Raw genomic sequence first — 22,095 nt, 5'->3', positions numbered from 1 at the left:
AGACGGGCAATGCGGGAGATTTTACATGCATAACCAGGCTCCTATTCAACGTAGAAAATCGAAACGGATTTACGTTGGGAACGTGCCAGTCGGCGATGGGGCGCCTATCGCCGTCCAGTCGATGACCAATACGCGTACTACGGATGTAGAAGCGACGGTCAATCAAATCAAAGCATTAGAACGCGTAGGCGCGGACATTGTTCGCGTCTCTGTACCGACCATGGATGCCGCCGAGGCGTTCAAACTGATCAAGCAGCAGGTGAGCGTTCCGCTGGTTGCCGATATTCACTTCGATTACCGTATCGCGCTGAAAGTCGCTGAATATGGTGTCGATTGCCTGCGTATTAACCCAGGCAACATCGGCAACGAAGAGCGCATTCGCATGGTGGTTGACTGCGCCCGCGACAAAAACATTCCAATCCGTATCGGCGTGAACGCTGGCTCTCTGGAAAAAGATCTCCAGGAAAAGTACGGTGAGCCGACGCCGCAGGCGCTGCTCGAATCCGCAATGCGTCACGTCGATCATCTGGATCGCCTTAACTTCGATCAGTTTAAAGTGAGCGTGAAAGCGTCTGACGTCTTCCTGGCCGTTGAATCGTATCGTCTGCTGGCAAAACAGATCGATCAGCCGCTCCACCTTGGGATCACCGAGGCGGGCGGTCTGCGCAGCGGTTCGGTAAAATCGGCGATTGGTCTCGGCCTGCTGCTCTCTGAAGGCATCGGCGACACGTTACGCGTCTCCCTGGCCGCCGATCCGGTGGAAGAGATCAAAGTCGGTTTCGACATCCTGAAATCACTGCGTATCCGCGCGCGTGGGATCAACTTCATTGCCTGCCCAACCTGTTCACGTCAGGAGTTTGACGTGATCGGCACCGTGAATGCTCTGGAGCAGCGCCTGGAAGACATCATTACCCCGATGGACGTTTCCATCATCGGCTGCGTGGTGAACGGTCCGGGTGAAGCGCTGGTGTCCACGCTGGGCGTTACCGGCGGTAACAAGAAAAGTGGTCTCTATGAAGATGGCGTTCGTAAAGATCGTCTGGATAATAGTGATATGATCGACCAGCTCGAAGCCCGGATTCGCGCGAAAGCGACGATGATGGACGAAGCGAAGCGCATCAGCGTTCAGCAGGTTGAAAAATAACGTGATGGGAAGCAGGCTGCTTCCCATGTATGATTGAACCCATTCTTTGGGTTCTTTTTTGTATATAGAAAGAGAATAAACGTGGCAAAAAACATTCAAGCCATCCGCGGCATGAACGATTATCTGCCTGGCGAAACCGCCATCTGGCAGCGCATTGAAGGCACACTGAAGCAGGTGCTCGGCAGCTACGGTTACAGCGAAATTCGTTTGCCGATTGTAGAGCAGACCCCGTTATTCAAACGCGCGATCGGCGAAGTAACCGACGTGGTTGAAAAAGAGATGTACACCTTTGAGGACCGCAACGGCGACAGCCTGACCCTGCGTCCTGAGGGGACGGCGGGTTGCGTACGCGCCGGCATCGAACATGGTCTCCTGTACAATCAGGAGCAGCGCCTGTGGTATATCGGCCCGATGTTCCGCCACGAACGTCCGCAAAAAGGCCGCTACCGTCAGTTCAACCAGCTTGGCGTGGAAGTGTTTGGTCTGCAAGGACCAGATATCGATGCTGAACTGATTATGCTGACTGCCCGCTGGTGGCGTGCGCTCGGTATTTCTCAGCACGTGTCCCTGGAGCTGAACTCTATCGGTTCTCTGGAAGCGCGTGCGAACTACCGCGATGCGCTGGTGGCGTTCCTGGAACAGCACAAAGAGAAGCTTGACGAAGACTGTAAGCGTCGTATGTACAGCAACCCGCTGCGCGTACTCGATTCCAAAAATCCTGACGTACAGGCGCTGCTGAACGATGCGCCAGCGCTGGGTGACTACCTGGATGAGGATTCCCGCGAACACTTTGCTGGCCTGTGCAAACTGCTTGAAGCGGCGGGCATTGCTTATACCGTTAACCAGCGTCTGGTGCGCGGTCTGGACTACTACAACCGCACCGTATTTGAGTGGGTCACCACCAGCCTCGGTTCGCAGGGCACCGTCTGTGCCGGCGGTCGTTATGACGGTCTGGTCGAACAACTGGGTGGTCGCGCAGCACCGGCTGTAGGCTTCGCGATGGGCCTTGAGCGACTTGTTTTGCTGGTTCAGGCAGTTAATCCGGAATTTAAAGCCGATCCTGTTGTCGATATATACCTGGTGGCCTCAGGTGCGGATACGCAGTCTGCGGCGATGCAGCTTGCCGAACGCGTGCGCGATGCGCTGCCGGACGTTAAGCTGATGACCAACCACGGCGGCGGCAACTTTAAAAAACAGTTTGCTCGTGCCGATAAGTGGGGCGCAAGTATCGCACTGGTGCTGGGTGAGTCCGAAGTGGCCAACGGCGAAGTGGTGGTTAAAGACCTGCGCTCTGGTGAGCAAACTACGGTAACGCAGGATGGCGTTGCGGCGCACTTGCGCACTCTATTGGGCTAAGGAGAAGGGCTGCGTGGAAATTTACGAGAACGAACACGACCAGGTTGATGCGGTTAAGCGCTTCTTTGCTGAAAACGGCAAGGCACTGGTTGTAGGGGTTATTTTAGGTGTTGGTGCGCTGGTAGGCTGGCGTTACTGGAACAATCATCAGGCTGACTCTGCTCGCGGTTCGTCCCTGAACTACGAAAATACCGTTAGCGCAATCCGTGCCGATCAGCCGCAAACGCTGACGGCTGCGGAGAAATTTGCCGCTGACAACAAAAACACCTACGGCGCGCTGGCTGCGCTGGAAGTGGCTCAGCAGTATGTTGATAAGAACGAACTGGACAAAGCCGCTGCGCAACTGTCTCAGGGGCTTGCTGCTGCCAGTGACGAAAATCTGAAAGCGGTGATCAATCTGCGTCTGGCGCGTATCCAGGTTCAGCAGAAAAAAGCCGACGACGCGCTGAAAACGCTTGATACCATCAAAGGCGAAGGCTTTGCCGCTATTGTTGCCGATCTTCGCGGTGAAGCACTGCTGAGTAAAGGTGATAAAGCGGGCGCGCGTAAAGCGTGGCAAGCTGGCGTGGATAGTAAAGCTTCACCTGCGCTGAGCGAAATGATGCAGATGAAAATAAATAATTTGTCCGTCTGAGAGGGACCCAATGCAATTGCGTAAATTACTTCTGCCAGGACTGCTTTCTGTTACGTTATTGAGTGGTTGTTCACTGTTCAGTGGCGAAGAAGACGTTGTTAAAATGTCCCCGCTGCCGACGGTTGAAAACCAGTTCACCCCATCCACCGCCTGGGACACCTCCGTGGGAGATGGTATTGGCGATTTTTATTCCAACCTGCACCCGGCATTTGCTGACGGCGTTGTCTATGCGGCCGATCGCAAAGGCACCGTTAAAGCGCTGAACGCTGATGACGGAAAAGAAGTGTGGTCCATTAACCTGGCGGAAAAAGACGGCTGGTTCTCCCGTAAACCTGCACTGCTTTCTGGCGGCCTGACCGTTGCTGGCGGTCACGTGTATGTGGGCAGCGAAAAAGCGCAGGTTTACGCGCTGAATGCCAGCGACGGTTCGGTTGCATGGCAGACCACCGTTGCCGGTGAATCCTTGTCGCGTCCGGTTGTCAGCGACGGCCTGGTGCTGATCCATACCAGCAACGGCCAGTTGCAGGCGCTGAACGAAGCCGATGGTCTGGTAAAATGGACGGTTAACCTGGATATGCCAGCGCTGTCTCTGCGTGGCGAATCTGCTCCGGCGACCGCCTTTGGCGCCGCCATTGTGGGCGGTGACAACGGCCGTGTCAGCGCGGTACTGATGCAGCAGGGCCAGATGATCTGGCAGCAGCGTATTTCCCAGGCGACCGGTTCAACTGAAATTGACCGTCTGAGTGACGTGGACACCACGCCAGTTATCGTCGACGGTGTGGTTTACGCGCTGGCATACAACGGCAACCTGACGGCGCTGGACCTGCGTAGCGGCCAGATCATGTGGAAACGTGAGCTGGGTTCCGTGAACGATTTCATCGTCGACGGCAACCGTATTTATATGGTGGATCAGAACGACCGTCTGCTGGCGCTGAGCACCGAAGGTGGCGTGACGCTGTGGACGCAGAGCGATCTGCTGCACCGTCTGCTGACCGCACCGGCACTGTATAACGGCAGCCTGGTGGTGGGCGACAGCGAAGGCTATATGCACTGGATCGATCCAGAGAATGGTCGCTTCGTGGCACAGCAGAAAGTGGATAGCTCAGGCTTCCTGACGGAGCCCGTTGTGGCTGACGGCAAACTGCTGATTCAGGCAAAAGACGGCACGCTGTACGCGATCACGCGTTAATTACACGGCGGTTGTAGTATACTAAACGGCTCCTGTTCACTCAGGAGCCGTTTTGACATTTTTAAAAACGCTGCGAAAGCGACGTTATTTTGAATTTTATGAGGCTTCAAACATGGTACCTGTGGTCGCGCTTGTCGGGCGCCCTAACGTTGGAAAATCCACTCTTTTTAACCGTTTAACACGCACCCGTGATGCGCTGGTTGCGGATTTCCCGGGGCTGACGCGTGACCGTAAGTACGGTCGTGCAGAGGTGGAAGGACGCGAGTTCATCTGTATCGATACCGGGGGTATTGACGGTACGGAAGACGGCGTAGAAACCCGCATGGCAGAGCAATCTCTGCTGGCTATCGAAGAAGCGGATGTGGTTCTGTTTATGGTGGATGCTCGCGCTGGCCTGATGCCCGCGGATTCTGCTATTGCTAAACATCTGCGTTCACGCGAAAAGCCTACCTTCCTGGTGGCGAACAAAACTGACGGCATCGATGCCGATCAGGCTGTTGCGGATTTCTGGTCTTTAGGCCTGGGCGATATTTATCCTATCGCGGCCTCGCATGGTCGTGGCGTCACCAGCCTGCTGGAAACCGTTCTGCTGCCGTGGGTGGATGAAGTGAACCCGCCGGAAGAGGTGGACGAGGACGCTGAATACTGGGCGCAGTTTGAAGCCGGAGAGGAAGGCGAGGAAGAGCCGGAAGACGACTTCAACCCGCAGGATCTGCCTATCAAGCTGGCTATCGTGGGTCGCCCAAACGTAGGTAAGTCTACGCTTACTAACCGTATTCTCGGTGAAGAGCGCGTGGTGGTTTACGACATGCCAGGCACAACGCGTGACAGCATTTACATTCCAATGCAGCGCGATGAACGTGAGTACGTACTTATCGACACCGCAGGGGTGCGTAAGCGCGGGAAAATCACCGATGTGGTAGAAAAATTCTCGGTGATCAAAACCCTTCAGGCGATTGAAGACGCCAACGTGGTGCTGCTGGTCATCGACGCACGTGAAGGTATCTCCGATCAGGATCTCTCTCTGCTTGGCTTTATCCTCAATAGTGGGCGCTCACTGGTTATCGTCGTCAACAAGTGGGACGGCCTGAGCAATGAAGTGCGCGAGCAGGTGAAAGAGACGCTGGACTTCCGTCTGGGCTTTATCGACTTTGCCCGCGTTCACTTCATCTCTGCCCTGCACGGGAGTGGTGTTGGCAACCTGTTCGAATCCGTTCGTGAAGCCTATGACAGCTCTACCCGCCGTCAGAGCACGGCGATGCTGACCCGTATCATGAACATGGCTGCTGAAGACCACCAGCCGCCGCTGGTGCGCGGTCGTCGCGTGAAGCTGAAATATGCTCACGCCGGGGGGTATAACCCGCCTATCGTGGTGATCCACGGTAACCAGGTGAAGGATCTGCCGGACTCCTACAAACGCTACCTGATGAACTACTTCCGCAAGTCGCTGGACGTGATGGGTACGCCTATCCGTATTCAGTTCAAGGAAGGGGAGAACCCGTTTGCGAATAAACGCAACACCCTGACGCCGAACCAGATGCGTAAGCGTAAGCGTTTGATTAAGCACATTAAGAAAAGCAAATAATTCTTACCGAACTCACTAAAACCCGCGCCTGTCGCGGGTTTTTTTCGCCCATTCAAAAGACCTGCCTTCCCTGTGTGATGTCAATCACTATTCGCTTTTAACCATGTTTATATCTAAGAAAGTAGACAATCATCGAATTTTCGTCTTAAAGTCCAGGGTTCGGTACTAGACAAAACTAGCGCCTGGTTATCAAATGGTTAACCAACATTTCGCCGCATGTAAAAAATCGATCGGATACGTAACCGTTCGGCGTACATGCTGGTGTTTACAAGCACGACACATACCTTTTCGGGAGAATTATGCAATCCTCTGTTAATCAAAAAGAGAGCCGAACCTTCTTCGGCCATCCTTATCCGCTCGGTTCGCTGTTCTTCACCGAGATGTGGGAGCGTTTTTCGTTTTACGGTATTCGCCCGCTACTGATTCTGTTTATGGCCGCCACCGTCTATGACGGCGGGATGGGCCTGGCGCGTGAAAACGCCTCGGCGATTGTCGGAATCTTTGCCGGCACCATGTACCTCGCTGCGCTGCCGGGCGGCTGGCTGGCGGATAACTGGCTCGGCCAGCAGCGGGCCGTCTGGTACGGTTCGATTTTGATTGCGCTCGGGCACCTGTCGATCGCCCTGTCGGCCATCATGGGCGACAACCTGTTCTTCATTGGCCTGATGTTTATCGTGCTCGGCTCCGGCCTGTTCAAGACCTGTATCTCGGTCATGGTGGGGACACTGTACAAAAAGGGCGATGCGCGTCGTGACGGCGGTTTCTCGCTGTTCTATATGGGCATCAACATGGGCTCGTTCATTGCCCCTCTGATTTCCGGCTGGCTGATTAAAACCCACGGCTGGCACTGGGGCTTTGGTATCGGTGGTATCGGGATGCTGGTCGCCCTGATTATCTTCCGCGTGTTTGCCGTTCCGGCCATGAAGCGCTACGACAGTGAAGTCGGTCTGGACTCCACCTGGAACAGTCCGGTAGTGAAACGTAACGGCGTGGGTGCCTGGCTGCTGGCGCTGGCTGTGGGTGTTGCAATCATCGTAACGTTGATTGCCCAGGGCGTGATTGTGATTAATCCGGTCGCGGTCGCCAGCGTGCTGGTGTATGTGATTGCCGCCTCCGTCGCGCTCTACTTCATCTATCTGTTCATCTTCGCCGGGCTGAATCGCAAAGAGCGCGCAAGGCTGCTGGTGTGCTTTATTCTGCTGGTCTCCGCCGCGTTCTTCTGGTCCGCGTTCGAGCAGAAGCCAACCTCCTTCAACCTGTTCGCCAACGACTACACTAACCGCATGATCGGTGATTTTGAGATCCCGGCGGTGTGGTTCCAGTCGATCAATGCCCTGTTCATCATTCTGCTGGCCCCGGTATTTAGCTGGGCATGGCCGAAGCTGGCGAGCAAAAACATTCGTCCGAGCAGCATCACCAAGTTCGTGATCGGCATTCTGTGCGCGGCGGCGGGCTTTGGCCTGATGATGCTGGCGGCGCAGAACGTGCTGAGCAACGGTGGGGCAGGGGTTTCTCCGTTCTGGCTGGTGGGCAGTATCCTGATGCTGACGCTCGGGGAACTGTGCCTGAGTCCGATTGGTCTTGCGACCATGACCCTGCTGGCGCCGGAGAGAATGCGCGGCCAGATGATGGGCCTGTGGTTCTGCGCCAGTGCGCTGGGTAACCTGGCTGCGGGGCTGATTGGTGGTCACGTGAAGGCCGACCAGCTGGATATGCTGCCAGACCTCTTTGCCCGTTGCTCCATTGCGCTGCTGATTTGTGCTGCGGTGCTGATCGTCCTCATTGTTCCGGTGCGCCGCATGCTGGAAAATGCGCAGACTAAACCGGCCGCTAACGCCTGATAAACCTCGACCTTGCCGGGGTGGCGTTATGCCCCGGCAATTGACTTAACGAGGTAAGAACATGCTGTTAGGGTTTGTTGGGCTTGGTGCTGTGGTTGAAACGGCTTACTTACCGGCAATACGAAATCTTTTTCCTGATACTCCGCGCTGTTTAGGTTTTGATATTCATCCCGAGAAGCAGCCTGAAGGGGTCACACGTTGCGCGTCGCTCGGTGAACTTCTTTCCCACCCGCTGGATACCCTGTTTATCACCACTTCCTCCCTGTACCACCTCGAGGTACTTGAGCAGGCGCTGGCCTCACCCGCGTCGCGTATTGTGGTAGAAAAACCGATTGTCGCCACGCAGCCCCAAATTGAAAAACTGAAAGCGCTGCTGGCTCAACCGGGAGCCGCCGACCGCGTGCTGGCGCTCGATCACTGGATGGCGCGTCTCGATAGCGTAAAGCAATCACTGGTCGCTCATGTTTCTGACATCGTCAAAATCGAAGGTTTTTTGCAGGAGCCAAGCGGGTATAACGCCGAAGGAGAGCCCATTGCGCTCAACTTCGCCACCGGCGAGCCAGACGCGCGAACGCTTCGCCATCCAGATGGTGTGATTCTGGATATCGGTACGCACGTGCTGGCGATGCTGCGTGAAACGGTGCGTTACCTGGACGGCAGTGACGATATGACGTTGCAGGTGGTGACAGCAAAAGACCGCCTGGGCCGCGAAATCGCAATGGGCGATCTGACCACGGCGGAAGGCGAGGCGCATTTGCAGGGAAGCATCAGCGGCGTGCCGGTGGACATCTGGCTTAACAAATACGCGGGGCCTGCGGGCGGGCAAAAGGGATTACGCTTCCATTTGCGCGACGGGCGCATCGTCAGCCACGACCGACGCGGCGCAGAAGATGTGCTGGAGCTGATTAAGGGTAAAGAAATTCAGCGCTGGCATATTCCCGGTACGATCTACGAGCATTGCCTTGCGGAGCATATTCTGGGGGCAAAAAGTCTCTTTGAACGGGATCCGCACCAGGTGAGCCGCACGACGCGCCGGAGGGTCGAGGAGGTGACGCTGCTGCTAACCTTACAGCAACAGTTGCGTGGCCCGCACTGAACGCGACGTGGTAAAATTATCGCAGACCTGAACGCTTTGAAGGAGTCACCATGACGATTACCTGCCCGGATTGCCAGACACCGCTGGAGCCCCTGAACGGGGTAGCGCACTGCGAAAGTTGTAATAAAGATATCGCGCTCGAAGCCCGCTGCCCGGAGTGTCATCAGCCACTCCAGGTACTAAAAGCCTGCGGTGCGGTGGACTATTTTTGCCAGAACGGCCACGGTCTTATCTCTAAAAAACGCGTGGAGTTTGTTCGGGCCGAAGGTTAATCGCACACGCAGCCTTCACCTTTCTGCCACAGTTCCACCAGCGACTCGGGTGCTTCCTGCTCGGGTACCAGCACGATGATATCGGCGTAGTGCGCCTGATTTTGGCCGGTCCAGATAATCTGGATGCGGAAATAGCGCTGGTCACCGCTGCCGGGGGAAGAGGCTTGCCCGGGCGGCTGGCCGCGCGGGAAAGCCTGCTCAAGAATGCTCACCAGGCGCTGGCGCTGGGCCTCATTAAGCGAGGAGAGCGCAATGGTGCGCTGGCCGCTCAGCTTAGGGATAAAGGCGACGCCGCCTTCCCGGGCCAGCTCAACCACGGCGTCATCCGTCAGTTCCGGAACCTGCATTACAGTACTCCCACCTGTTCCCAGGCTTGTTTAATGGCCGCCCCAACGTCGCTACCGGATCGTTTCTCGCCGTGCGCTATCGTCAGTTTTGCGAAAGCGTCAAAATCCGCATCCTGCGCCAGGTTGCGATCGCAAACCGTGTCGTACCAGGCATAACCCGCTTTTTCCCAGGCGTAGCCACCGATCGCCGTTGCGGCCAGGTAAAACGCGCGGTTGGGGATGCCGGAGTTAAGATGCACGCCGCCGTTATCCTCGCGCGTTTTGATGAAATCTTTCATGTGCGCGGGCTGCGGGTCTTTGCCGAGCAGCGGATCGTCGTAGGCGGTACCGGGTTCAGACATGGAACGTAGCCCTTTGCCGTTAATCCCCGCTGCCAGCAGCCCTTCACCAATCAGCCAGTCTGCTTTATCGGCGGTTTGCTTCAGATGATACTGCTTCACCAGCGAGCCAAACACGTCGGATAACGACTCGTTCAGCGCGCCCGACTGTTCAAAATAGATCAGCCCGGCTTCGGTCTCGGTCACGCCGTGGCTCAGCTCATGCGCCACCACGTCGATGGCAATGGTGAAGCGGTTGAAGATTTCTCCGTCACCGTCGCCAAAGACCATCTGCTGGCCGTTCCAGAAGGCGTTCTGATATTCCCGACCATAATGCACGGTGCCGGTGAGGATCAGTCCTTTGTTATCGAGTGAATCGCGCTGATATTCTTTCCAGAAGAAATCATGGGTGATACCCAGATAATCGTACGCTTCATCCACCGCCACATCGCCGTTGGAGGGCTGGCCTTCATAGCGCACCTGGGTACCCGGCAGCTCCTGGGTCTGTTTCGCATCGTAGATGTCACGCTCAAGCTGACCGGCTTTATTCACATGCGGCGCGGCGGGTTTGCCCGGCATATGGGCCATCAGCGTCTGGACGTGGGTTAAGGTCTGACGGGCGCAGCGCTGCTGCGGCTCAGAACCGCTTTCGATAATACGGCGAAGAATATACGGAGGGATGACGCTATGAAAATGGGGCATGCTGCTCTCCTTATTAAAAAAGGCAATAGCAGCAGTATAGTTTGTAACCGGCGAAGATTTATCCGCTTTTACGCTGGCGCGTTTTTTTCACCGGTTTGATCTCTTTCACCTCACTCTCGACCCAGCCGTCAGAAAGCCGGGTGGTGAGCACATCCCCGGCTTTAACCTGTTTCGTTTGTTTCAGCACTTTGCCGTCCGTCGCGGTGGTCACACTATAGCCGCGAGCCAGCGTGGAGAGCGGGCTGACGGCTTCCAGATGGGTGACCGCATTGCCGAAACGCTCGCGCGTGGTGCTCAGGCGTGAGCGGATATTTTCCGCGAGGCGGAACTCAAGCTGCTGGATACGCGTTTGTGCGCGATAAATCTTCGGCTGCGGGTTTTGCTGGTTCAGACGCTGCGTGACGCGCTGCTGGCGAGATACCGCCCGCTTAAGCTGGTTATCCAGCGCGAAGTTCATCCGCTGACGCAGACGTTCCAGCACGGTTTGCTGACGCGCCAGACGCAATTGCGGATGCTGCTGTTGCAGACGATGGTGAAGCTGGGTAAAGCGGCGGGTACGGTTGGCGAGGAAGTAATCCATCGCCATCTCCAGGCGCTGCTGCCCGTTCTGGATCTGACGCAGCAGCTCCAGCTGGTTACGGCTGACTACCTCTGCCGCCGCGGACGGCGTGGGCGCGCGTAAATCCGCGACAAAATCGGCTATCGTCACATCCGTTTCATGGCCGACGGCGCTTACCACCGGGATAAGGCTGGCAAAGATTGCCCGCGCCACGCGCTCGTCGTTAAAGCTCCAAAGGTCTTCCAGCGAGCCGCCGCCGCGCCCGACGATCAGGACATCACACTCCTGACGGGCATTTGCCAGTTCAATCGCGCGCACGATCTGCCCCGGCGCATCGTCACCCTGAACGGCAGTTGGGTAAATAATGACGGGCAGGGAAGGGTCACGGCGCTTCAGGACGTGCAAAATATCGTGCAGGGCCGCACCGGTTTTCGAGGTAATGACCCCAACGCAGTGAGCGGGTGAGGGCAGGGGCTTTTTAAACTGCTGGTCGAACAATCCCTCAGCCGAAAGCATGGCTTTGAGCTGCTCGTACTTCTGTTGCAGCAAGCCTTCACCGGCGGGCTGCATGCTCTCGACGATAATCTGATAATCGCCGCGCGGCTCATACAGGGTAATGTTGGCGCGAACCAGAACCTGCTGGCCATGCTGAGGACGGAACGTCACGCGACGGTTGCTGTTGCGGAACATCGCGCAGCGCACCTGAGCGGTGTCGTCTTTCAGCGTAAAGTACCAGTGACCGGAAGCAGGCTGCGTGAAGTTAGAGATTTCACCGCTGATCCAGACCTGTCCCATTTCCTGCTCAAGCAGCAAACGTACCGTCTGATTAAGGCGGCTGACAGTATAAATTGAGGGGGATTGAGAGGATAACATGTGAGCGGGATCAAATTCTAAATCAGCAAGTTATTCAGTCGATAGTAACCTGCTGAGAGGTGAGCGCAAGCATTTTTTTCAAAAAAGTGTGGATGCAATCGGTTACGCTCTGTATAATGCCACGGCAATATTTAACCATCCAGGTCAGAGATATTGCCCATGCTACGTATCGCTAAAGAAGCACTGACGTTTGACGACGTCCTCCTCGTTCCCGCTCACTCCACCGTTCTGCCGAATACTGCCGACCTCAGCACGCAGTTGACGAAAACCATTCGTCTGAACATTCCTATGCTCTCCGCAGCAATGGACACCGTGACTGAAGCGCGTCTGGCTATCGCCCTGGCACAGGAAGGCGGCATTGGCTTTATCCACAAAAACATGTCTATCGAGCGTCAGGCGGAAGAAGTTCGCCGCGTGAAGAAGCATGAATCCGGTATCGTGTCCGATCCTCAGACCGTTCTGCCAACCACCACGCTGCACGAAGTGAAAGCCCTGACCGAGCGTAACGGCTTTGCAGGCTATCCGGTAGTCACTGAAGACAACGAACTGGTGGGTATCATTACCGGTCGTGACGTGCGTTTCGTGACTGACCTGAACCAGCCTGTCAGCGTCTACATGACGCCAAAAGAGCGTCTGGTGACCGTGCGTGAAGGCGAAACCCGCGACGTGGTGCTGGCGAAAATGCACGAAAAACGCGTTGAGAAAGCGCTGGTAGTGGACGCGAACTTCCACCTGCGCGGCATGATCACCGTTAAAGATTTCCAGAAAGCAGAACGTAAACCGAACGCCTGTAAAGACGAGCATGGCCGTCTGCGCGTCGGCGCTGCGGTTGGCGCAGGTGCGGGTAACGAAGAGCGCGTTGACGCGCTGGTTGCTGCGGGCGTTGACGTGCTGCTGATTGACTCCTCCCACGGCCACTCCGAAGGCGTTCTGCAACGTATTCGTGAAACCCGTGCTAAATACCCGGATCTCCAGATCATCGGCGGTAACGTAGCAACCGGCGCAGGCGCTCGCGCGCTGGCGGAAGCGGGTTGCAGCGCGGTGAAAGTGGGTATCGGCCCTGGCTCTATCTGTACCACTCGTATCGTCACCGGCGTAGGCGTGCCGCAGATCACGGCGGTTTCTGACGCGGTTGAAGCGCTGGAAGGTACCGGTATTCCGGTCATCGCGGACGGCGGTATCCGTTTCTCTGGCGACATCGCCAAAGCGATCGCCGCAGGTGCCGCAGCCGTGATGGTGGGCTCCATGCTGGCCGGTACCGAAGAATCCCCGGGTGAAATCGAACTCTACCAGGGGCGTTCTTATAAATCCTACCGCGGTATGGGCTCCCTGGGCGCGATGTCTAAAGGTTCCTCTGACCGTTACTTCCAGACCGATAACGCGGCAGACAAACTGGTGCCGGAAGGTATTGAAGGCCGTGTGGCGTATAAAGGCCGACTGAAAGAGATCATTCACCAGCAGATGGGCGGCCTGCGCTCCTGTATGGGTCTGACCGGCTGTGGTACCATTGACCTGCTGCGTACCAAAGCGGAATTCGTACGCATCAGCGGTGCGGGTATCCAGGAGAGCCACGTTCACGACGTGACGATCACCAAAGAGTCCCCGAACTACCGTCTGGGCTCCTGATAAATTTCCGCGCCCGGCTCAATGCCGGGCGCTTTGTTTTGTTTCACTTGCCTCGGAATTAGCGTCAATGACGGAAAACATTCATAAACATCGCATTCTCATCCTGGACTTTGGTTCTCAGTACACTCAGCTGGTGGCGCGCCGCGTGCGTGAACTGGGCGTTTACTGTGAGCTGTGGGCGTGGGATGTCACGGAAGCACAGATTCGCGAGTTCAATCCAAGCGGCATCATCCTGTCCGGCGGCCCGGAAAGCACCACCGAAGAGAACAGCCCGCGTGCGCCGCAGTACGTGTTCGAAGCGGGCGTACCGGTGTTCGGCGTTTGCTACGGCATGCAGACCATGGCGATGCAGCTGGGCGGCCACGTAGAAGGCTCTAACGAGCGTGAGTTCGGCTACGCACAGGTTGAAGTCGTCACCGACAGCGCGCTGGTGCGCGGTATCGAAGACTCCCTGACCGCAGACGGCAAACCGCTGCTGGACGTGTGGATGAGCCACGGCGACAAAGTCACCGCTATCCCGTCTGACTTCGTGACCGTTGCCAGCACTGAAAGCTGCCCGTTCGCCATCATGGCGAACGAAGAAAAACGTTTCTACGGCGTGCAGTTCCACCCGGAAGTGACCCACACCCGTCAGGGTATGCGCATGCTGGAGCGCTTCGTGCGTGACATCTGCCAGTGCGAAGCCCTGTGGACCCCGGCAAAAATCATCGACGACGCCGTGGAGCGTATCCGCCAGCAGGTTGGCGATGACAAAGTGATCCTCGGCCTCTCCGGCGGCGTGGACTCCTCCGTGACCGCGATGCTGCTGCACCGCGCCATCGGTAAAAACCTGACCTGCGTCTTCGTGGACAACGGTCTGCTGCGTCTGAACGAAGCCCAGCAGGTTATGGACATGTTTGGCGACCACTTCGGTCTGAACATCGTTCACGTGGAAGGCGAGCAGCGCTTCCTGGACGCGCTGAAAGGCGAGAACGATCCGGAAGCGAAACGTAAAATCATCGGTCGCGTGTTCGTGGAAGTGTTCGACGAAGAAGCGCTGAAGCTGGAAGATGTGAAATGGCTGGCGCAGGGCACCATCTACCCTGACGTGATCGAGTCTGCGGCCTCCGCCACCGGTAAAGCGCACGTCATCAAATCTCACCACAACGTGGGCGGCCTGCCGAAAGAGATGAAGATGGGCCTGGTTGAACCGCTGCGTGAGCTGTTCAAAGACGAAGTGCGTAAGATCGGCCTGGAGCTGGGTCTGCCGTACGACATGCTCTACCGTCATCCGTTCCCGGGCCCGGGTCTGGGCGTGCGCGTGCTGGGCGAAGTGAAGAAAGAGTACTGCGACCTGCTGCGTCGCGCGGACGCTATCTTCATCGAAGAGCTGCACAAAGCTGACCTGTACAACAAAGTGAGCCAGGCGTTCACCGTGTTCCTGCCGGTTCGCTCCGTTGGCGTCATGGGCGATGGCCGCAAGTACGACTGGGTTGTTTCCCTGCGTGCGGTGGAAACCATCGACTTCATGACCGCGCACTGGGCGCACCTGCCGTATGACTTCTTAGGCCGCGTGTCTAACCGCATCATCAACGAAGTTAACGGTATTTCCCGCGTCGTGTATGACATCAGCGGTAAGCCACCGGCTACGATTGAGTGGGAATAATCTCCCTCTGAATTAACACCCAAACCCTCTGCCTGTGCAGGGGGTTTTTATTTCCTCACTTCCCTTCACCCAACCTATACGCCAGGGCCACTACCAGCGACTGCACCAGGCATAGCGTTGCCGACTGAGACCGAAACGCATCCACCTGCGCCTCTTTCACCACAAAGCAAAGATCGCTAAACGTCGCCAGGGGGCTTATCTGGCTGTCCGTAATCACGATCTGCCGCGCGCCGACGCTGGCGGCAGTTTCACTGACCATCACTGTCTCTTCGGCGTACGGCGAGAAGCTGATCGACACCACAATGTCGCGCGCTTTAATGCGGCTGATCTGTTCGCGCAGCATTCCGCCCATGCCGTCGAGCAGAATAGGGCGGCACTCCAGATGACTCAGGGCATAGGTCAGGTAAGCCGCGACGCTAAAGGAGCGGCGCAGTCCGGCGATGTAGATGGTGTCGGCGTCAGCCAGCAGCTGCACTGCGCGCTCCAGCATTTCCGGTTCCGCGCGGGCGGCCAGCTGCTGGAGCGCCTGCGCGTTCGAGCGGGCGAACTCGTGCAGAATATCGAGCGGCGTCTCCGGCACGGCCTCGCTCTCCATTTCACGGAACAGCCGCGCGCGGTCGCTGTAGCTGGCGGTCTCTTCCACCAGGTTCATGCGAAACAGCTGTTTCATTTCGTTAAAGCCGGTGAAGTCAAAGGCGTTGGCGAAGCGGATCAGCGTCGAGGGCGGCACGTCGGCGCGCTCGGCAATAACGGCAACCGTATCAAAGGCCACGCTGTTGGTGTTATCCAGTACATAGCGGGAGACCTGCTGCAACCTCTTACTCAGGTTATCGTATCGCTCGCGGATTTGCTGCTGCAGTTCGTTCAGGCTGGTTGCTGTCGTCATCTTATCCCCCAAATACAGTCTCATGATTCTAAACGCAAAACCGCGTCTTTTAAATGTCGGCCATCCATCTGGCAGCAAAAATGAAACAGAAACTTCAGTCATTTCCTCGCCCGAAATTTCTTAATAGCGCACGCTGAGCCAGTGTTACTGGCTGTAAACATAAAAATCCATCCTTGATCACAATAATCATCATTTATTTTATTTCAACTTAAAATGGAACGTTTGTTTCATATATAGTGTTTGTACACAGTGTTCAGTCAACAGTCACGTATCAACAGCGAGAGGTTAAGGATGGAGACGGTAGCGAATTTTATTCACGGCGAATGTGTCACCGGTTCAGGCCAGCGCGTTCAGGCGATCTTCAACCCAGCCACGGGCGAGCAGATCCGCCAGGTGGTAATGAGTACGGCGCAGGAAACCGGGCAGGCGATTGCCGCCGCGCAGCAGGCGTTTCCTGCGTGGGCGCGCCAGGCTCCGCTTAAGCGCGCGCGCGTGATGTTCCGCTTCAAGTCGCTGCTGGAGGAGAACATGACGCGCCTGGCCCGCATCATCAGCGAAGAGCACGGCAAGGTCTTCTCCGACGCGGTGGGCGAATTGACCCGTGGCCTGGAAGTGGTGGAATTTGCCTGCGGTATTCCGCATTTGCAAAAGGGTGAGCACTCTGCGAACGTCGGCACCGGCGTCGACAGCCACTCGCTGATGCAGCCGCTCGGGGTCTGCGTTGGGATCACACCGTTTAACTTCCCGGCGATGGTGCCGATGTGGATGTTCCCGATTGCGCTGGCGACAGGGAATACCTTCGTGCTGAAACCCTCGGAAAAAGATCCTTCTCTCGCGCTCGCGCTGGCGCAGCTCCTGAAAGAGGCCGGCCTGCCGGATGGCGTCTTCAACGTGGTGCAGGGTGATAAAGAGTCCGTTGACGTGCTACTGACCGATCCGCGCGTGCAGGCGGTGAGCTTTGTTGGCTCTACGCCGATTGCGGAATACATTTACCAGACCGCGTCCGCCCACGGCAAACGCTGTCAGGCGCTGGGTGGGGCGAAAAACCACTGCATTTTAATGCCGGATGCCGACATGGAGATGGCAACCAACGCCATTATGGGCGCGGCCTACGGCGCGGCGGGGGAACGCTGTATGGCGCTTTCAGTGGTACTGGCGGTGGGCGATAAAACCGCCGATGACCTCTGCGCCCGTCTGGAAAAACAGATTGCCGCGCTGCGCGTTGGGCCAGGGCTGGACCAGACGCCAGAAAACGAAATGGGGCCGCTCATCTCCTCCGCGCACCGCAGCAAGGTGCTGGGCTACATCGACAGCGGGGAAGCGCAGGGAGCGAAACTTCGCGTGGACGGTCGCGGCTTCAGCGTGAAGGGCCACGAGCAGGGCTACTTCGTCGGGCCGACGCTGTTCGATACCGTCACCCCGGAGATGACCATCTATAAAGAAGAAATTTTTGGCCCGGTGCTTTCTGTGGTTCGCGTAGCAGATTACAGCAGCGCGGTGGACCTGATTAATCGCCACGAATATGGTAATGGTACGGCGATTTTCACCCGTGATGGCGGCTGCGCCCGCCGCTTCTGCGAGGAGGTGCAGGCGGGCATGGTGGGCGTCAACGTGCCGATTCCGGTGCCGATGGCATTTCACAGTTTCGGTGGCTGGAAGCGTTCCATCTTCGGTGCGCTCAACGTCCATGGTAACGACGGCGTGCGTTTCTACACCCGAATGAAAACCGTCACCGCACGCTGGCCGGAAATGCAGCAGGAGACAGGCGCTGCGTTCTCCATGCCGACGCTGGGCTGACAGGAGGTTTTATGCAAACCGAACGTATGACCATGGCCCAGGCGCTGGTCCGGTTCCTTAATCAACAGTACGTCAGCATTGATGGCATTGAAACGCCCTTCGTGGAGGGCGTCGCCACCATCTTTGGTCACGGCAACGTGCTCGGTATCGGCCAGGCGCTGGAGCAGGATCCCGGTCATCTGAAAATCATGCAGGGGTGCAACGAGCAGGGGATTGCCCACATGGCGACGGGGTTCGCCAAACAGCATCGCCGTCAGCGCATTTTTGCCGTCACTTCCTCCGTCGGGCCAGGCGCTGCCAATATGATTACCGCAGCGGCAACGGCGACGGCGAACCGCATCCCGCTGCTACTACTGCCGGGAGATATCTACGCCAGCCGCCAGCCGGACCCCGTACTGCAGCAGATCGAGCAGTATCACGATCTTAGCATCAGCACTAATGACTGCTTCCGTCCGGTCTCCCGCTACTGGGACCGCATCAACCGGCCGGAACAGCTGATGAGCGCGATGCTAAGCGCGATGCGAACGCTCACTGACCCCGCCGATACCGGCGCGGTGACCATTTGCCTGCCGCAGGACGTGCAGGGAGAAGCCTGGGACTACCCGCTGAGCTTCTTCGCGCGTCGCGTGCACCACATCGAGCGCCGCCCGCCAGATCCGGAGCGCCTGGAGCAGGCGCGGGCGCTGATCGCCCGCAAGCTCCGTCCGCTGGTGGTTTGCGGCGGCGGCGTGCGCTATTCCGGCGCGCATGAAGCGTTTCGCGAATTTGTCGAGACGCTGCGGCTGCCGTTTGCCGAAACCCAGGCCGGAAAGGGGGCGCTGGTAAGTGACCACCCACTTAACCTGGGCGGCGTGGGGGTAACCGGTGGTATGGCCGCCAACCAGCTTGCGCCACAGGCTGACTTAGTGATTGGCATCGGCACGCGTCTTACCGACTTTACCACCGGCTCCAAGGCGCTCTTTTCCCACCCTGACGTTGAGTTCCTGCTGCTGAACGTGGCCGAGTTTGATGCCCTGAAGCTGGACGCCACCGCGCTGATTGCCGATGCCCAAACCGGGCTGAGAGGCTTGACCCACGCGCTCGCCGGGTATCGCAGCGCCTGGGGAGAAGCGATTGCCGTGGCGAAGTCCGCCTGGCGCGACGAGTGCTGCCGCCTGTGGGATCGCCAGTGGCGTCCTGATGACGCACCCGAAGTGGCTGGACACCTGGATGCGCAGCTGGCGGAATACGGCGAGACGCTCAACACCCGGCTGACCCAGACGCGGGTGCTGGGGCTGATCAACCAGCATATTGAGGATAACGCCATCATGGTGGGCGCGGCCGGTTCGCTGCCGGGCGATTTACAGCGTCTCTGGCAGGTCAAAACGCCGGACAGTTATCATCTGGAGTACGGCTACTCGTGCATGGGCTATGAGATCGCGGCAGCTATTGGCGCGAAGCTCGCGAAACCGCAGCTACCGGTTTATGCCATGGTGGGGGATGGTTCGTACATGATGCTCCATTCCGAGCTGCAAACCGCCGTACAGGAGGGGATCAAAGTCACCATTCTGTTATTTGATAACGCCGGCTTTGGCTGCATTAACAACCTACAGATGGGGCACGGAATGGGCAGTTTTGGCACGGAAAACCGCAGGCGCAACCCGGAAACCGGGCGGCTTGACGGGCCGCTGGTGAAGGTCGACTTTGCGCAAAATGCGGAAAGCTACGGCTGCCGTGCGTGGCGTGTGAACGATGAGCAAAGCCTGCTGGCGGCGCTTGAGGCGTCACGCGCGCACCCTGGCCCGACGCTGCTGGACATTAAAGTGCTGCCGAAGACCATGACCCATGACTATGCGTCGTGGTGGCGTACCGGTGACGCGCAGGTGGCGGCGTCGTCTGCCGTGCGCAAAGCCGCGGAGCAAACGCAGGCGCAGCTGAAAAAAGCCCGGCAGTATTAAGTTTTTTCGCCTTAACGAAATTTTCATTTCATTTTCCCCTCACCCTACCTTCTCCCCCAAAGGGAGAGGGGATAGTTTGGTGCGCTCTTTTCTCCCTCGCCCCTTTGGGGAGAGGGCCGGGGTGAGGGGAGTTGCCGCACGTCCTTCCATGTTGTGAGATTGATAACAAAATTTATCTCATTCATCTCAAAAGTGTTAACTCACACTCAAAAACATAATTTTCACTATTTATAAAAATGAAATAAATGTTTTATTTATAGGGTCGTTAGTTCACAGCATTCACCAACACCGGGAGCCGTTATGTTTAACATTGCTTTACTGGGCGCTGGCCGAATTGGCCAGGTTCATGCAGCTAACATCGCCAGCCACGGCGCGACCACGCTCTGGTCCGTGGTTGACCCGAATCAGGAATTTGCAACCCGTCTCGCCGCGCAGTATCAGGCCCGCCAGCAGAGCTTGATTGATGCGATGACCGACCCTAACGTGCACGCCGTGCTGATCGCCTCCGCGACTGATACCCACGCGGACCTGATTGAAATGGCCGCCCGCCACGGCAAAGCCATCTTTTGTGAAAAGCCGGTACACCTCGACCTCGCCCGCGTGCGCGACTGCCTGAAAGTGGTCAAAGAGTACGATGTGCCGCTGTTTATCGGCTTTAACCGCCGCTTTGACCCGCAGTTCCGTCGCGTTAAAACCGACGTGCAGGCCGGGTGCATCGGCAAGCCGGAATCGCTGCTGATTATCTCCCGCGATCCATCTCCGCCGCCTGTGGAATACGTGCGCGTCTCCGGCGGCATGTTCCGCGATATGACTATCCACGATTTTGACATGGCACGCTTCATCATGGGCGAAGAGCCGGTGTCGGTGTATGCCCAGGGCAGCAACCTGGTGGATCCGGCGATTGGCGAGGCGGGGGATATCGATACCGCGTTTATCGTTCTGAAATACGCCTCCGGCGCGATGGCGACCATCGTTAACAGCCGCCGTTCATCTTACGGCTACGACCAGCGCCTGGAGTTGCACGGCTCCGAAGGGCTGCTGTGCGCGGGCAACATCCTTGAAAACCAGGTGCAACACTACGGTAAACAGGGCTGCACCAGCGCGCTGCCGGAACATTTCTTCCTGCAGCGCTACAAATCCGCTTACGCCGCGGAATGGGAACACTTTGTTGCGGTCCTGCGTGGCGAAGCGGTACCTGACTGCAGCGGCGATGATGGTGAACGTGCGCTGTACCTTGCGGATAAAGCGCTGGAGTCGCTGCGTAGCCAGCGCGAGATCGTCCTCTAAACACCACAACCCTACACAGAGAGACATAATAATGAAAAAACTGATCGTAGCCGCCCTCATCGCCATGACGTCCGGGGCCGCCCTCGCCGAAAACGAGCAAATAGTTTTCAGTACGCCAAACCTGGCCATGCCGTTTGAAGTTCACATGCAGCGCACGGCGGTGAAAGCCGCAAAAGAGATGGGCGTGAAGCTTCAGGTGCTGGACGGGCAGGGCAGTTCACCGAAACAGGTAGCTGACCTGGAAAACGCCATCACCCGCGGGGCGCAGGGCTTTATCGTCTCCCCGAACGACGTAAACGCGGTCTCCAGCGCGGTGGATGAAATTCAGGATGCGAAGCTGCCGGTGGTCACGCTCGACCGCTCCGTCGACAGCCAGAAGAAAGTGCCGCACTTCGGCGCCAACAACTATAAGGGCGGCCAGGCGATTGGCGATTTCGTCAAAACCAAATTCCCCAACGGCGCGGACATCATTCTCCTCACCGGTCAGCCGGGCTCTTCCTCCAATATCGAACGCACCAAAGGGATCCGCGACAGTCTGAAGGCGGGCGGGGATAAGTACAAGATCGTCGCCGATCAGACCGGCAACTGGATGCGTTCCGAAGGGATGCGCATTGTGGAAAGCGTTCTGCCTTCGCTGCCGAAACGCCCGCAGGTGATCCTCTCCGCCAACGACGATATGGCGCTGGGGGCTATTGAAGCGCTGCAAGGCCAGGGCGTAAAGCCGGGAGAAATTCTGGTCACCGGCTTTGATGCGGTACCGGAAGCGCTGGCTCGCGTGCGCGACGGCTGGCTGGCGGTGACGGCTGATCAGCGTCCGGGCTTTGCGGTGCAGACGGCGATGAGCCAGCTGGTGGCCAACGTGCGCGAGAAGAAAGCCATCACCGGAGCCGACTACCCGCCGACGCTGATCACCAAAGAGAACCTACAGCAGGCCGAGCGTATCGGTGAGGCCGGTAACTGATATGTCCCGAGCCGCCTCTGGCGGCTCAACATGAGGAGGAG

The 22,095-nt window shown here is 57.4% G+C and carries 18 protein-coding genes; 14 read left to right on the top strand and 4 right to left on the bottom strand.

Features of this window, described 5'->3' with window-relative positions; all coding sequences use genetic code 11:
* The first annotated feature begins 25 nt into the window (after positions 1 to 25).
* The 8 genes from ispG (at position 26) to IPZ49_RS02085 (ending at position 9,117) form a co-directional block, all read left to right on the top strand.
* Positions 26 to 1,144 (top strand): flavodoxin-dependent (E)-4-hydroxy-3-methylbut-2-enyl-diphosphate synthase, encoded by a 1,119-nt coding sequence (ispG, locus tag IPZ49_RS02120; RefSeq protein ID WP_017383528.1) that lies wholly within the window; start codon positions 26 to 28, stop codon positions 1,142 to 1,144.
* Positions 1,145 to 1,225: 81 nt separating this feature from the next.
* Positions 1,226 to 2,500: a histidine--tRNA ligase gene (gene hisS, locus IPZ49_RS02115; protein ID WP_017383527.1), complete on the top strand. Its 1,275-nt coding sequence runs from the start codon at positions 1,226 to 1,228 to the stop codon at positions 2,498 to 2,500.
* 13 nt (positions 2,501 to 2,513) lie between these two features.
* Entirely contained in the window at positions 2,514 to 3,134 is a 621-nt protein-coding gene (locus IPZ49_RS02110) for a YfgM family protein (protein ID WP_017383526.1), read from the top strand.
* A gap of 10 nt (positions 3,135 to 3,144) precedes the next feature.
* The gene (gene bamB / locus IPZ49_RS02105; RefSeq protein WP_017383525.1) at positions 3,145 to 4,323 is read left to right on the top strand and encodes an outer membrane protein assembly factor BamB; all 1,179 of its coding nucleotides are present in this window, start codon (positions 3,145 to 3,147) and stop codon (positions 4,321 to 4,323) included.
* Between the two features lie 112 nt (positions 4,324 to 4,435).
* On the top strand, positions 4,436 to 5,908 hold the full coding sequence (gene der, locus IPZ49_RS02100) for a ribosome biogenesis GTPase Der (RefSeq protein ID WP_022648998.1): 1,473 nt from the start codon (positions 4,436 to 4,438) through the stop codon (positions 5,906 to 5,908).
* 299 nt (positions 5,909 to 6,207) lie between these two features.
* On the top strand, positions 6,208 to 7,749 hold the full coding sequence (locus IPZ49_RS02095) for a peptide MFS transporter (RefSeq protein WP_015572174.1): 1,542 nt from the start codon (positions 6,208 to 6,210) through the stop codon (positions 7,747 to 7,749).
* Between the two features lie 61 nt (positions 7,750 to 7,810).
* Positions 7,811 to 8,845 carry a Gfo/Idh/MocA family oxidoreductase gene (locus IPZ49_RS02090; RefSeq protein ID WP_063932843.1) on the top strand — a complete coding sequence of 345 codons (1,035 nt, stop codon included), beginning with the start codon at positions 7,811 to 7,813 and terminating at the stop codon, positions 8,843 to 8,845.
* A gap of 50 nt (positions 8,846 to 8,895) precedes the next feature.
* A complete protein-coding gene (locus tag IPZ49_RS02085) occupies positions 8,896 to 9,117 on the top strand; it encodes a zinc ribbon domain-containing protein (RefSeq protein WP_015572176.1) in 222 nt (73 codons plus the stop codon).
* Here the strand turns inward: IPZ49_RS02085 and IPZ49_RS02080 are convergent.
* Genes IPZ49_RS02080 through xseA form a run of 3 tightly spaced genes read right to left on the bottom strand, consistent with a single transcriptional unit; the run spans position 9,114 to position 11,915 of the window.
* A complete protein-coding gene (locus tag IPZ49_RS02080) occupies positions 9,114 to 9,464 on the bottom strand; it encodes a protealysin inhibitor emfourin (RefSeq protein WP_006811517.1) in 351 nt (116 codons plus the stop codon). The genes IPZ49_RS02085 and IPZ49_RS02080 overlap by 4 nt on opposite strands.
* Complete coding sequence (locus IPZ49_RS02075) at positions 9,464 to 10,483, bottom strand: M4 family metallopeptidase (RefSeq protein WP_032654468.1); 1,020 nt, start codon at positions 10,481 to 10,483, stop codon at positions 9,464 to 9,466. The genes IPZ49_RS02080 and IPZ49_RS02075 overlap by 1 nt, the downstream gene beginning before the upstream one ends.
* A 58-nt stretch (positions 10,484 to 10,541) precedes the next feature.
* A complete protein-coding gene (gene xseA, locus IPZ49_RS02070) occupies positions 10,542 to 11,915 on the bottom strand; it encodes an exodeoxyribonuclease VII large subunit (protein ID WP_032654466.1) in 1,374 nt (457 codons plus the stop codon).
* Positions 11,916 to 12,074: 159 nt separating this feature from the next.
* Between xseA and guaB the strand changes: the two genes are divergently transcribed.
* Positions 12,075 to 13,541 (top strand): IMP dehydrogenase, encoded by a 1,467-nt coding sequence (gene guaB / locus IPZ49_RS02065; RefSeq protein ID WP_003860601.1) that lies wholly within the window; start codon positions 12,075 to 12,077, stop codon positions 13,539 to 13,541.
* 67 nt (positions 13,542 to 13,608) lie between these two features.
* The gene (guaA, locus tag IPZ49_RS02060) at positions 13,609 to 15,186 is read left to right on the top strand and encodes a glutamine-hydrolyzing GMP synthase (RefSeq protein ID WP_006811514.1); all 1,578 of its coding nucleotides are present in this window, start codon (positions 13,609 to 13,611) and stop codon (positions 15,184 to 15,186) included.
* Between the two features lie 55 nt (positions 15,187 to 15,241).
* On the opposite strand, the gene IPZ49_RS02055 is transcribed toward guaA, so the two are convergent.
* Positions 15,242 to 16,072, bottom strand: a complete 831-nt coding sequence (locus IPZ49_RS02055) for a MurR/RpiR family transcriptional regulator (protein WP_032654464.1) — start codon at positions 16,070 to 16,072, stop codon at positions 15,242 to 15,244.
* Positions 16,073 to 16,363: 291 nt separating this feature from the next.
* On the opposite strand from IPZ49_RS02055, the gene IPZ49_RS02050 reads away from it, so the two are divergent.
* The 4 genes from IPZ49_RS02050 (at position 16,364) to IPZ49_RS02035 (ending at position 22,054) form a co-directional block, all read left to right on the top strand.
* Entirely contained in the window at positions 16,364 to 17,869 is a 1,506-nt protein-coding gene (locus IPZ49_RS02050) for a CoA-acylating methylmalonate-semialdehyde dehydrogenase (protein WP_058686518.1), read from the top strand.
* An 11-nt stretch (positions 17,870 to 17,880) separates the two neighbouring features.
* On the top strand, positions 17,881 to 19,806 hold the full coding sequence (gene iolD, locus IPZ49_RS02045) for a 3D-(3,5/4)-trihydroxycyclohexane-1,2-dione acylhydrolase (decyclizing) (RefSeq protein WP_063932842.1): 1,926 nt from the start codon (positions 17,881 to 17,883) through the stop codon (positions 19,804 to 19,806).
* A gap of 300 nt (positions 19,807 to 20,106) precedes the next feature.
* Positions 20,107 to 21,093, top strand: coding sequence for an inositol 2-dehydrogenase (gene iolG, locus IPZ49_RS02040; RefSeq protein WP_032669395.1), 987 nt, complete (start codon positions 20,107 to 20,109; stop codon positions 21,091 to 21,093).
* A 31-nt stretch (positions 21,094 to 21,124) separates the two neighbouring features.
* Positions 21,125 to 22,054: a substrate-binding domain-containing protein gene (locus IPZ49_RS02035; protein WP_032654457.1), complete on the top strand. Its 930-nt coding sequence runs from the start codon at positions 21,125 to 21,127 to the stop codon at positions 22,052 to 22,054.
* Positions 22,055 to 22,095 lie beyond the last annotated feature (41 nt).

This window comes from Enterobacter cloacae complex sp. S2, assembly GCF_015159675.1.
Taxonomy (GTDB): Bacteria; Pseudomonadota; Gammaproteobacteria; order Enterobacterales; family Enterobacteriaceae; genus Enterobacter; species Enterobacter intestinihominis.
Note: the sequence above shows the minus strand (reverse complement) of the source record. Positions and strands in the feature narration are given on the sequence as shown.

Excerpts from the sequence above, each read along its gene's own strand:
- IPZ49_RS02085 (WP_015572176.1), top strand. The coding sequence starts at position 8,896 with ATGACGATTACCTGCCCGGATTGCCAGACACCGCTGGAGCCCCTGAAC.
- IPZ49_RS02095 (WP_015572174.1), top strand. The coding sequence starts at position 6,208 with ATGCAATCCTCTGTTAATCAAAAAGAGAGCCGAACCTTCTTCGGCCAT.
- ispG (WP_017383528.1), top strand. The coding sequence starts at position 26 with ATGCATAACCAGGCTCCTATTCAACGTAGAAAATCGAAACGGATTTAC.
- iolD (WP_063932842.1), top strand. The coding sequence starts at position 17,881 with ATGCAAACCGAACGTATGACCATGGCCCAGGCGCTGGTCCGGTTCCTT.
- IPZ49_RS02080 (WP_006811517.1), bottom strand. The coding sequence starts at position 9,464 with ATGCAGGTTCCGGAACTGACGGATGACGCCGTGGTTGAGCTGGCCCGG.
- bamB (WP_017383525.1), top strand. The coding sequence starts at position 3,145 with ATGCAATTGCGTAAATTACTTCTGCCAGGACTGCTTTCTGTTACGTTA.
- IPZ49_RS02090 (WP_063932843.1), top strand. The coding sequence starts at position 7,811 with ATGCTGTTAGGGTTTGTTGGGCTTGGTGCTGTGGTTGAAACGGCTTAC.
- IPZ49_RS02035 (WP_032654457.1), top strand. The coding sequence starts at position 21,125 with ATGAAAAAACTGATCGTAGCCGCCCTCATCGCCATGACGTCCGGGGCC.
- IPZ49_RS02075 (WP_032654468.1), bottom strand. The coding sequence starts at position 10,483 with ATGCCCCATTTTCATAGCGTCATCCCTCCGTATATTCTTCGCCGTATT.
- IPZ49_RS02055 (WP_032654464.1), bottom strand. The coding sequence starts at position 16,072 with ATGACGACAGCAACCAGCCTGAACGAACTGCAGCAGCAAATCCGCGAG.
- iolG (WP_032669395.1), top strand. The coding sequence starts at position 20,107 with ATGTTTAACATTGCTTTACTGGGCGCTGGCCGAATTGGCCAGGTTCAT.
- xseA (WP_032654466.1), bottom strand. The coding sequence starts at position 11,915 with ATGTTATCCTCTCAATCCCCCTCAATTTATACTGTCAGCCGCCTTAAT.
- guaA (WP_006811514.1), top strand. The coding sequence starts at position 13,609 with ATGACGGAAAACATTCATAAACATCGCATTCTCATCCTGGACTTTGGT.
- IPZ49_RS02050 (WP_058686518.1), top strand. The coding sequence starts at position 16,364 with ATGGAGACGGTAGCGAATTTTATTCACGGCGAATGTGTCACCGGTTCA.
- der (WP_022648998.1), top strand. The coding sequence starts at position 4,436 with ATGGTACCTGTGGTCGCGCTTGTCGGGCGCCCTAACGTTGGAAAATCC.
- guaB (WP_003860601.1), top strand. The coding sequence starts at position 12,075 with ATGCTACGTATCGCTAAAGAAGCACTGACGTTTGACGACGTCCTCCTC.